General features: G+C 72.8%; 10 protein-coding genes and 2 pseudogenes. 8 read left to right on the top strand and 4 right to left on the bottom strand.

What is annotated here, in order from left to right; translation table 11 throughout:
- Nucleotides 1-15: 15 nt before the first annotated feature.
- From FF36_RS38690 to FF36_RS21875, 3 genes and pseudogenes are all read left to right on the top strand, one after another.
- Nucleotides 16-260 (top strand): annotated as a pseudogene (locus FF36_RS38690) (transposase); the annotation flags it as partial.
- A gap of 1 nt (nucleotide 261) precedes the next feature.
- A partial coding sequence (locus tag FF36_RS21880) for an RNA-guided endonuclease TnpB family protein (protein WP_044884441.1) occupies nucleotides 262-798 on the top strand: 537 nt, incomplete at its 5' end.
- A gap of 53 nt (nucleotides 799-851) precedes the next feature.
- Nucleotides 852-1247 carry a M50 family metallopeptidase gene (locus tag FF36_RS21875; protein ID WP_242422726.1) on the top strand — a complete coding sequence of 132 codons (396 nt, stop codon included), beginning with the start codon at nucleotides 852-854 and terminating at the stop codon, nucleotides 1245-1247.
- Here the strand turns inward: FF36_RS21875 and FF36_RS21870 are convergent.
- Both FF36_RS21870 and FF36_RS21865 read right to left on the bottom strand, forming a co-directional pair.
- Nucleotides 1201-2244: an alpha/beta fold hydrolase gene (locus FF36_RS21870; RefSeq protein WP_242422724.1), complete on the bottom strand. Its 1044-nt coding sequence runs from the start codon at nucleotides 2242-2244 to the stop codon at nucleotides 1201-1203. The genes FF36_RS21875 and FF36_RS21870 overlap by 47 nt on opposite strands.
- A 62-nt stretch (nucleotides 2245-2306) precedes the next feature.
- Complete coding sequence (locus tag FF36_RS21865; protein WP_044887002.1) at nucleotides 2307-2720, bottom strand: MerR family transcriptional regulator; 414 nt, start codon at nucleotides 2718-2720, stop codon at nucleotides 2307-2309.
- A 69-nt stretch (nucleotides 2721-2789) separates the two neighbouring features.
- Between FF36_RS21865 and FF36_RS21860 the strand changes: the two genes are divergently transcribed.
- From FF36_RS21860 to FF36_RS21845, 5 genes and pseudogenes are all read left to right on the top strand, one after another.
- Nucleotides 2790-3614 carry a glucose 1-dehydrogenase gene (locus FF36_RS21860; RefSeq protein ID WP_242419387.1) on the top strand — a complete coding sequence of 275 codons (825 nt, stop codon included), beginning with the start codon at nucleotides 2790-2792 and terminating at the stop codon, nucleotides 3612-3614.
- A gap of 335 nt (nucleotides 3615-3949) precedes the next feature.
- The gene (locus tag FF36_RS21855; RefSeq protein WP_242419388.1) at nucleotides 3950-4906 is read left to right on the top strand and encodes an HpcH/HpaI aldolase/citrate lyase family protein; all 957 of its coding nucleotides are present in this window, start codon (nucleotides 3950-3952) and stop codon (nucleotides 4904-4906) included.
- 358 nt (nucleotides 4907-5264) lie between these two features.
- Nucleotides 5265-5668 (top strand): annotated as a pseudogene (locus tag FF36_RS38685) (sensor domain-containing protein); the annotation flags it as partial.
- 1 nt (nucleotide 5669) lies between these two features.
- Nucleotides 5670-6506, top strand: an 837-nt coding sequence (locus FF36_RS38680; RefSeq protein WP_242422719.1) for a sensor histidine kinase, incomplete at its 5' end; no start/stop codon positions are given.
- A gap of 105 nt (nucleotides 6507-6611) precedes the next feature.
- Complete coding sequence (locus FF36_RS21845) at nucleotides 6612-7757, top strand: ABC transporter permease (protein WP_128423357.1); 1146 nt, start codon at nucleotides 6612-6614, stop codon at nucleotides 7755-7757.
- Nucleotides 7758-7831: 74 nt separating this feature from the next.
- Here FF36_RS21845 and FF36_RS21840 read toward each other — a convergent pair whose 3' ends face one another.
- Nucleotides 7832-8386 carry a flavoprotein gene (locus tag FF36_RS21840; RefSeq protein WP_044887010.1) on the bottom strand — a complete coding sequence of 185 codons (555 nt, stop codon included), beginning with the start codon at nucleotides 8384-8386 and terminating at the stop codon, nucleotides 7832-7834.
- Between the two features lie 222 nt (nucleotides 8387-8608).
- A complete protein-coding gene (locus FF36_RS21835; protein WP_044887000.1) occupies nucleotides 8609-9952 on the bottom strand; it encodes an ATP-binding protein in 1344 nt (447 codons plus the stop codon).
- Nucleotides 9953-10193: the final 241 nt, after the last annotated feature.

The following is a 10193-nucleotide window of genomic DNA, read 5'->3' as shown; positions in this document are numbered from 1 at the left end:
CCGAAGATCGGCGACGTGGACGTGAAGTGGTCCCGGCGTCTGCCCTCGACGCCGTCCACGGTGACGGTGGTCCGGGACAGCGCGGGCCGGTACTTCGCGAGCTTCGTCATCGAGACCGGGCCGCAGGAAACCCTTCCGGGTTCGCACGCCGAGATTGGCGTCGACCTTGGGCTGACGCACTTCGCGGTCCTCTCGGACGGCACGAAGATCGACTCTCCTCGGTTTCTTCGCCGGGCCGAGAAGCGGCTGAAGAAGGCTCANCGGGACCTGTCCCGCAAGAAGAAGGGTTCGGCGAACCGGGCCAAGGCCAGGCTGAAAGTCGCCCGTGCGCATGCGCGGGTGGCCGACGCACGGCGCGATTTCCACCACCAGCTCTCCACCAGGCTGATCCGCGAGAACCAAGCGGTCGCCGTGGAGGATCTTGCGGTCAAGGGGCTCGCCCGGACACGGCTTGCCACATCGGTGCACGACGCCGGATGGTCCGCGTTCGTCGGGATGCTGGAGTACAAGGCCACCCGGTACGGCCGGGTGTTCGTCCGGATCGGTCGCTTCGAGCCCACCTCGCAGGTGTGTTCGACCTGCGGTGTGAAGGACGGCCCGAAGCCGCTGGACGTCCGGGAGTGGACGTGCGCGGCCTGCGGGTCGCATCTCGACAGGGACGTGAACGCGGCGGTCAACGTCGCGAAGGCCGCCGGACTGGCGGCGTCTGCCCGTGGAGCGCAGGTAAGACCGGCACCCGTGCCGGCACCGCGCGGCGAAGCGGGAACCCACCCGAAGCTTGCCCCCGTCGGGGTGTAGCAGGCGGGAATCTCCGCCCTTCAGGGCGGAGAGGAGGTCAAGTCTTCCCCTCCCTGATCGGGGTCTGCTCGGCGCGACTGCTGGCGGCGGGCAAGGTGACCGCCGTGCTCATCCTGGCGGTGGTGGCGCTCGCCGCGTTGCTGCTCGTGATGCGCAACGGCTTCGGGGAACTGGTCGTCCTCTCGGTCGGTGCCTCGCTGGTCCTCGCCGGCCGGTATGCCCCGGGCTGGGTGCAGATCTGGTACGCCTACCTGCTCACCTGGCTGCTGCTGTTCTCCGGCCCGCGGTCGGTCCTGGTCCTGCACCGGGCCCGCCGGCGCGGTGCGGTCGGCTCGGACGCCGACAAGCTCGCCGAGAGCACCCACCTTCCCGCGCTGTTCTGGGTTCTCGCCTTCGCCGCTTTCAGCCTGTGGTGCGCCCTGAAGGGCGCGGTCCTCCTGCTCGCCTGACCCCGCTGGCCGGGGTGTCGCCGGCCGGGGTGTCGCCGGCCGCAGCCGTCTCGACGCGGGCGAAGTGGTCGTCGACGGCGGTCAGCCACGCGAGCGGACGGCTGACCTGGGGGCTGTGATCGGCGCCGGCGATCACGGCGAGATGGGCCCCCCGGATGTCGTGTGCCAGGGTCTGCGCACCCGCCCGCAGCGTGGAGTCGTGCTCGCCGACGATGACGGTCGTCGGCACGGTGATCTCGCCGAGCCGGGGAACGAGCGACCGATAGCCGCCGAGTTCCCGGCCCAGCGCGGCGAGTGCCTCCGGGTCCGCCTGACCCAACCCCGCCACCTGGCGCTCGGCGGGGTTGCGATGGTCGTGGACCGCGCCCACGCTGTCGCCGCCCCGCGCCGCACCACCGCCCTGCGCCGCACCGCTGCCCGACGCGATCGCCGCCGCTCCCTCCAGCACGGCCGCCACGATTCGCCTCGCGACCGGACCGGTGGCGGCGGCCGGCGCGGCCGCGGTGTCGACGAGCACGAGAGAACGCACCCGGTCCGGGTGCTCCAGCGTGTACCGCAGCGCGATCACCCCGCCCAGCGAGTGGCCGACGAGATGGACCCCGGCCGGCCCGAGCGCCGCAACCAGGGCGGCGAGGTCGGCGAGGAGCAGGTCGAAGGTGTAATCCGCCCGACCGCCGGGTGCCCGGCCGCTCGCGCCGTGCCCCCGGTGGTCGTAGGCGACAACGCGGCGTGACGCGGCCAGCTCGGATGCCACCGCGGCCCAGTCCGCGGTGCTGCCGGCGATCCCGTGGACCAGCACGACCGGGCTGCCCCAGCCGCCGGCCCCGGTGTCTGGGGCCCCGGGCGCACCGACCTCGGCCGGCGGGGCACCGACCTCGGTAGGTGGGGCATCCGCCAGAGCCGTCACGCCGGGCGGGTGGTCGTCCGGCCGCACGTCCTCGACGTGCAGCTCCAGTCCCGCCACCACCGGCAACCGCCACCCGCTCGCACTGACCACGCGCACATCCTCCCTGGTTGGGCCCGCTCACCTGGTCGGTCGGTTCACCTCGTTGCGCTCGCTCACCTGGTCGGGTTGGCCCGGCGGTCGGCGGGGCGGTCCCGCGGCGGCGCGATGTCGTAGGGTTCGGTCTCGCCGGCGGTGATCACCGCGTCGAGCACCCGGCGGGACGCGGCGAGATCGTCGATCCGCGCGTCGATCCGGGCCCGCTCCCGGGAGAGGTCCGCGACGAGGCCGGCGCACGGCACCAGGCGGCCTCCGTCCTCCCGCACACAGGGCAGCACCTGAGCGATCAGCGTCGTGGGCAGGCCGGCGGAGAGCAGCGTCCGGATCCGGCGGACCTGGTCGACGTCCGATTCGGCGTACACCCGGTAGCCGCTGGGCAGCCGCGCCGGACGCAGCAGCCCCTGCTCCTCGTAGTAGCGCAGCAGCCGCTCGCTCACGGCGGTGCGCCGGGCCAGTTCCCCGATGCGCATCGGTGATCCTCTTCTCTCGAATCGGCCGGCTTGACTCTCACACCGATGTCAGACTTTAGCGTCGCGCTCATGAGCAGCGCACCGATCGAATCCGCCGACTCTGCCTCCAGGCCGCCCACCGCACCGGCTCCGCCGGCGGCGGTCCGTGATCCGTATGCCTCGCCTCTGGCCGGCAAGGTCGCCGTGGTCACCGCCGCCTCCCGCGGAATCGGCCGCGCCGTGGCGCGCCGACTCGCGGCGGACGGCGCCGCCGTCATCGTCAACTGGCACACCAGCGCCAGCGCGGCCCGCGAGGTCGTCGCGGGCATCGTCGACACCGGTGGCCGGGCCGTGGCCGTCCGCGCCGACCTGGGCGATCGCGGCGGGCCCGAAACGCTGTTCGCCGCGGCCGAGGAGGCGTTCGGGGGAGTGGACATCCTGGTCAACAACGCGGGCATCGGGGCGGTGGCGCCGACGGCCGATGTCGACGAGGACACCTTCGACCGGCTGTTCGCCGTCAACGTCCGTGGCACGTTCCTCGCCCTGCGCCTGGCCGCCCGCCGCCTGCGTGACGGCGGGCGCATCGTCAACATCTCCACCGGCTACACCCGGGCCACCTTTCCGAACGTCGGCGTCTACGCGGGGACGAAGGCGGCCGTCGAGCAGATGGCGCGTTCGCTGTCCCGTGAACTCGGCCCGCGTCGGATCACCGTGAACACGGTGCTGCCCGGGCTCGTCGACACCGACGGTCTGTCCGCCGACGTCCGGGCGAATCTCGACGCGTTCGTCGCCGCCACGCCGCTCGGCCGGATCGGCGAGGCCCGCGACATCGCCGACATCGTGGCCTTCCTGGCGGGGGACGACGCCCGGTGGGTGACGGGGCAGGCCATCGTCGCCGCGGGTGGCCTGGTCTGAACCGCTGAACCGCTGAACCGCTGAACCGCGAGGAGAGTCTGAACCGCGAGGAGATCCGACCCGGTGGCGCGGCCCGGTGAACAGTGGCCTGGCCGGGGGCGTGCTCCGGCGTCCCGGCCACCGGGCCAGTAGGGTGAGGCCGCCATGTCCTCGACCGGAAACAGCCGGTTTGGCCGGAGCGGGGCCAGGTCCGCCTGGCGCTGGCAAGCCGACAGGTCTTGGTTCAGGCCAGGCCCGCGGGGGCGGGTGGTGGGTGGCGGCTGACGTCGATCCGGCCCCGTGAGGATGACGCCCGGGCCGGGCCCGCACGGGCGCGCGGGGAGGGGAGGGACGCGGTGACAGCCGAGGAGACGGCGGCCAAGAGGGCAGCGGCCGAAAAGGCCACGGTCGGGGGGACGGCGGTCGGGGGGACGGCGGCGGACTACCGACCGCGCCGGTCGGTGCTGTACATGCCGGGGGCGAACGAGCGGGCGCTGGAGAAGGCGAAGGGCCTGCCGGCCGACGCGCTCATCCTCGACCTGGAGGACGCCGTCGCCCCGGCCGCCAAGCAGGACGCCCGGGTGCGGGTCTGTGCCGCTGTGGCCGCCGGCGCCTATGGCCGCCGCGAGGTGGCGATCCGGGTCAACGGGCGCGACACGCCCTGGCACGCCGACGACCTGCGCGCCGCCGCCCAGGCGGGACCGGACGCCGTCGTCGTGCCGAAGATCGGCTCGCCGGCCGACGTGCACGCCGTCGAGCGGGACCTGGATGCCGCCGGGGCCTCGGCGCGCACCCGGATCTGGGCGATGGTCGAGACGCCGATCGCGATGCTGCGCGCCCTGGAGATCGCCCAGTCCTCGCCGCGCCTGGCCGTGCTCGTCATGGGCACCAACGACCTGGCCAACGAGCTGCGCGCGGAGCATGTGCCCGGCCGGGCGCCGCTGCTGACCGGTCTGGGGCTGTGCCTGCTGGCGGCGCGGGCCAGCGGTAAGGCGATCCTCGACGGCGTCTACAACGACGTCCGCGACGCCGAGGGTTTCGCCGCCGAGTGCCGGCAGGGCCGTGAGCTGGGGTTCGACGGCAAGACCCTGATCCATCCCGGCCAGGTCGAGCCCTGCAACCAGGCGTTCTCGCCGTCCGCCGAGCAGCTTGCCGAGGCCGCGGAGATCGTGCGGGCCTGGGCGGAGGCGGCGGCCGCGGGCCGGGGGGTCGTCACCGTCAACGGGCGGATGATCGAGAACCTGCACGTCGACAACGCCCGCCGGCTGCTCGCCGTCGACGCCGCCATCGCCGAGCTCGCCACCGCCGGCTAGACAGGTAGATCCGAACCGGGGCGAGGCGGGGGGACGGGGCGGGGTGGGGTCGGGATAACCCGAAGGCGAGTGGTGGGCGCACCGGCTGGGAGCGTCGAGGGCGCGGCGGCACGCTGAGAGGTGTCCCCCTGGGGACCGGGCGTCCCGCGGAGACTGTGTTCCCGGGCGGCCGGGCCGTGACACACTGCTTCCGAAGGCGCCGATGATCATGACGACCCCATCGTCCCCCGTCCCCTCGCGGGAGCCCGGACCGCTGCGCCGGCCGGTGGACGGCCCGCGGGGCGGTGAGCAACGGGGCGATNCCCCNCCCGGCGGNCCCCCGCCGCGCTGGCGGGNGCACCGGGAGTTCGCCTACACCCTGGTCGGCCTGCCGCTGGGCATTCTCAGCTTCGTCTACGCGGTCGTCGCGATCTCCGTCGGCGCCAGCCTCGCCGCCACCGTCGTCGGCCTGCCGCTGCTGGCGGCCCTGATCGTCGGCGCCCGCCGGCTCGGCGAGGCGAACCGGCGGCTGGCCGTCGCGCTGCTCGACGCGGGCGTCGCCGCGCCCCGCCCGTTCCGGCCGAGCCGTCCCGGCGCGTCCGGCTGGATCCGGGCGGGGCTGGGCGACACGGTCGGCTGGCGGGCCCTTGCCTACCTGCTGCTGAAGTATCCGCTCGCGGTGGCCAGCGGGGTGGTCTCGATCACGCTGTGGGGCTACGCGCTGGGCGGGGTCACCTACGCGGTCTGGCGGCCGTTCCTGCCGTTGCAGCACGACAGCGACGGNCAGGGCCACCGCGGCGCCTCGTTCGGCACCGACTACTTCCTCGACACCGCCCCCCTCATCGTCGCGGTGACCGTGACGGGGCTGCTCCTGCTGCCCGTCGCCCGCTGGACGGTGCGCGGGCTGGTGCACCTGGACGTGCTGCTGATCCGCGGACTGCTCGGCCCGACCCGGCGATCCCTCACCGCGCAGCGGGTGCGCGACCTGGAACGCACCCGCGCCGCCGCCGTGGACGACTCGGCCGCGGCGCTGCGCCGCATCGAACGCGACCTGCACGACGGGGCGCAGGCCCGGCTGGTGGCGATGGCGATGAACCTCGGCATCGCCCGAGAGCACCTCGCCGCCGACGGCGACGCCGTCGATCTGGACGCCACCCGCACGCTGGTCGACGCGGCTCACCGCGACGTCAAGGAAGCCCTCGTCGAGCTGCGCAACCTCGCCCGCGGGATCCACCCGCCGATCCTCGACCGGGGCCTTGAGGCCGCGCTTGCGAGCCTCACCGCTGGCAGTGCCCTGCCGGTGCGGGTGAGGGTCGACCTGCCGGACCGCCCGTCGGCGGCGATCGAGACGATCGCCTACTTCTGCGTCGCCGAGCTGCTGGCCAACGCTGCCAAGCACAGCCACGCCGGCGAGGCACACGTCAGCATCATCGGGCGGGCCAGGCGGGTGCGCGTGGTCGTCGGCGACGACGGTGCCGGCGGGGCGCGCATCGACCCCGAGGGCGGCGGGGGGCTCGCGGGCCTGGTGGATCGGGTCCGCACCGTGGACGGCTGGCTCGCCGCCACCAGCCCGCCCGGCGGCCCGACCGCCGTGACCGTGGACCTGCCGCTACACGCCTGAGTGGCCGCGCCCGGCAGATCCGGTAACCGGGCGCCGCGACACCGCGGTCCGACTTCTCCGGGTCTGGGAAGCGCCCTGATGGCGAAATAGAGTCGTGGCTGCTTCGTGCCCACGGCCGCACCGATTGTGATTTTCGATAAATGGATGGGATGGGATTGCATGGTTGACGGACAGCGAGCGGCCCTCGAGGGGACGCCGGCGTCGGCGCAGCCTCATGATGCCGCCGAGACCATTGCCGGCGGCCCTTTGCAGGAAGAGGGTCCGGGTTCGCTTGAGCCGCTGCGTAACGGCCTCATCGCCTCCGTCGCCCTGATCGCCGTCGTCATGATTCTGATGTGCAGCTACGCGAGTGCCTTCGGGAAGGTCTCACCGCACGACATCAGCTTTGCGGTGGCGGCACCGCAGGCGGTCGCCGATCAGCTCGACGCGTCGCCCGCACTGGCCGTACATCAGGTTGCCGACCTGGCCGCGGCGCGGCGGGCGGTCGAGCATCGTTCCGTGTACGGAGCGTTGGTCTTCACGGGGGCGGACTCGGCCACCTTGCTGGTCGCGAGCGGGGCCGCGCGCTCCGTCCAGACGGCACTGGTCCAGGTGGGCGAGCGGTTCGCCGCCGCGAGCAAGACAAAGCTGACCGTCACGGACCTGGCCCCGACCGCGTCGAGTAATCCCAGCGGAACGATCGAGTTCTATGCCATCGTCTTCCTGGCGATCGGGAGCGCGCTGGGCGCCACGGTGCTGGGGCGGGTTCTGGGAACCGTGCGTAATCTCCGGCACATGGGGCTGCGGGTCGGATTCCTGATGTTCTTCACCGGCCTGCTCAGCCTGGCGGCCACGGTGTTCGTGGACGGGGTGTACGGCGCGCTCGCCGGCCATCCCGTGCCGCTGTTCGCCGTGCTCTGGGGATACACGACGGCGATCTGTCTGGCCTGCACGGGCGTCGCGGCGCGGTTCGGAACGCTGGCCTCCATCGTGCTCACGCTGACGCTGACGGTTCTCGGTAATCCCAGCGCGGGCGGGCCGGTGGGCCGGCCGTTGCTCAACGATTTCTACGCCGCGCTGACCCCGTACTTCCCCCACGGCGGCGGCCTGTCGGTGCTGCGCGGCGTCCAGTACTTCGACGGCCGCGGCATCGCCTCCGGCGTCATCTGCCTCGTCGTCTGGGCGGCCGTCGGACTGCTGCTCCTGGCAGGTGCGGCCTTCCGCACCGGGTTGGGGACGCGGGCGGGCCAACCTGCGCCCGCCGCCGCTTAGCCGATACCCGGGTGACCGTGCGGCAGATCTTGCGCACGGTCACCCGGATCAGGTCGGTGGCCGCCGAACGTTCGTCAGGGGGTCTTCGCGGCCTCGAGCGCGTCGAGGAGCTTCTGCCAGGGGAACAGGGCCTTCCACGCCTCGATGTCGGGGATGTTCTCCAGCACGACGTCCTCGTATTCGAAGATCACCTGCACGCCCCAGGAGCGCAGGGTCGCGATGTTCGCGAGGAACGCGGGATGCTTCGCGTGGGTCGGGTTCGGCGGCAGCCCGATGATGATGGGGATTCCCGAGCAGATGGTCTCGTTGAGCAGGCTCAGCGCGAGGGTGTCCGAGATCCCACCGGCGAACTTGTTCACCGTGTTGAAGGTGGCTGGCGCCACCACGATGGCGTCGGGTACCGGGCGCTCCTCGTTGTCGTCCTCGACCAGTGCGTACTCGCTGCGCACCCCGTGGCCGGTGAGGCTGGCGAGCAGCCCGGTGTCGATGAACTTCAGCGACGACGGGGTGGCGACGACCCGGATGTCCCAACCGGTGGACTGCGCCTGCTTGACGAAGACCGGGAGGTCGTCGGCGGGATACCCGCCGCCACAGACGACGATGTAGAGCGCGCGATGTCCGACAGTCATGGCGAAGAAACCCATCTCGAGGCCGCGGAGATACCGGAAGCATTTGTTCCAGCCGTCATTCTCCCGGCGATTCGGCCACTTTCCGGGCGGAGCTGCCGAACGTCGGGTGCGGACGGTCCGAAGGTCCCGCCGCACCCGGGCACCGGCAGGGGGACAGGGACAGGGGCAGGGGCAGGCGCGGTTGCGGGTCCGCCGCGGTTGCGGGTCTGCCGCGGTTGCGGGTCAGATGCGGGTGAAGGCCTCCGCGTCCCGGCGGAAGCGGTCGAGTTCGGTCAGGCTGATCGTCGGTCGGGCCTGCCGGGCGGCGTCGAGCAGGTCCTGGGTGCCCAGCGGCGTGGTGGCGGGATTCTGACCGCCGTCCGGGCCGGCCTCGTCCGAGCCGGGCTTGCCGTGCAGCCAGGTGTCGTCGGCGGCCCGGTGGAAGGCCGCCGCGGCCGAGCGCTGCACGACCGCGGAGAGGTCCGCCGGGGTGAACAGGTCGGTCGCGGCCACCACCGCGTCCAGGTCGATCTCCGCCTTGTTGGCGACCCGCTCCAGCAGCCCTGCCAGCAGCACGCGACGCCCGCTGGCGTCCGGCGGCCCGACCGGAAGTACCAGGTCGAACCGGCCGGGCCGAACGAACGCCGGGTCCAGCGCCGACACCGCGTTCGTCGCGCAGATCAGCAGCCGACCCTGCACCCCGCGGAACAGCGGGATCGCCTTGAGCAGCTCGTTGACGACCGACTGGTTCTCCGGCCGGGTCTCGCGGGACTGGGCGATCTCGTCGACCTCGTCGATGAACACGACGACGCGCTCGACGCCCATCAGGTCGTTGATCGCCGACCGCAGCTCGGCGGCGAGCCCGGCCGCCCCCGAAGCCAGCCGCGACGGCAGCAGCTCCACGAACGGCCACTCCAGCCGGGCGGCGACCGCGCGGGCGAACGACGTCTTGCCGGTTCCCGGCGGCCCGAACAGCAACATCGCCGTCGGGATGACCACCCCGTACGCCTCGGCCAGCTCGCGTTCCCGCACCGGCAGCAGCAGCCGCTGCTCGATGAGCTTGCGCTCGTCCTCCATGCCCGCGAGGTTCGACCACTCGGACGTGCTCAGCAGGGCCCCGCCCCAGCGCTCGACGGTCGACACGTCCGCCGGGCGCAGCGGGATCTGCTTGTCGTAGAGCACCTGCCCGGTGGCGCTGAAGCCGCGGTTGAGGAACGCCTCCTCCCCGGACTGGCCGGGAGTGATCAGCGTGGTGATCCGTCGGCAGCCGGCGTGCAGCAGCAGGTTTTCCACGCTCTGCAACAGGCCTGAGCCGATGCCGTGATGGCGCCAGGCCGGCGCAAGCGCGACCGTGAGAACCCGACCCGCGCCGCCCTCCTTGCGCCCGATCGCGGCCCCCACGATGTGCTCGCCGGCGACGGCGACCACCACCGGGGACTCGGTGTCGGGCGGCTCGTGCCGCAGCGCCAGCACGGTGTCGGTCAGGTTGATCGGCGGCCCGCCCGGGGTGCTGTGCACCTCTTCGAGTAGCCGCACGGTGGCCGCGTAGTCGACGGTCTCGTAGGGACGGATGTGCCAGATGGGCACGCTGGCTCCTTCAGGTCGGTCACCGACGGATCGTCGAGACGACTCTGCCTGGGCGGTCGCTGCGAACCCGTCGGGACTGATGGAGCTTTGCGGGGGGACCTAGGGACCGGCACCCGTTGACGAAGGCAGTCCGTGTGCCCGGGGGTGCTCCCCTGAGAAGGGTCGCCGTCTCGTTGCCCGAGGGCGCCCGACGGTGCCCGCCCGGCTGCGTGGCCGCTGGTGGTCGCGCGGCACCGAGCGA

The organism is Frankia torreyi (assembly GCF_000948395.1).
GTDB lineage: Bacteria > Actinomycetota > Actinomycetes > Frankiales > Frankiaceae > Frankia > Frankia torreyi.
The sequence above is the reverse complement of the archived record's forward strand: the minus strand, read 5'-3'. Positions and strand labels throughout refer to the sequence as shown.

Bases quoted from the DNA above. Each gene is read 5' to 3' on its own strand.
- FF36_RS21840 (WP_044887010.1), bottom strand. From the start codon at position 8,386: ATGACTGTCGGACATCGCGCGCTCTACATCGTCGTCTGTGGCGGCGGG.
- FF36_RS21860 (WP_242419387.1), top strand. From the start codon at position 2,790: ATGAGCAGCGCACCGATCGAATCCGCCGACTCTGCCTCCAGGCCGCCC.
- FF36_RS21865 (WP_044887002.1), bottom strand. From the start codon at position 2,720: ATGCGCATCGGGGAACTGGCCCGGCGCACCGCCGTGAGCGAGCGGCTG.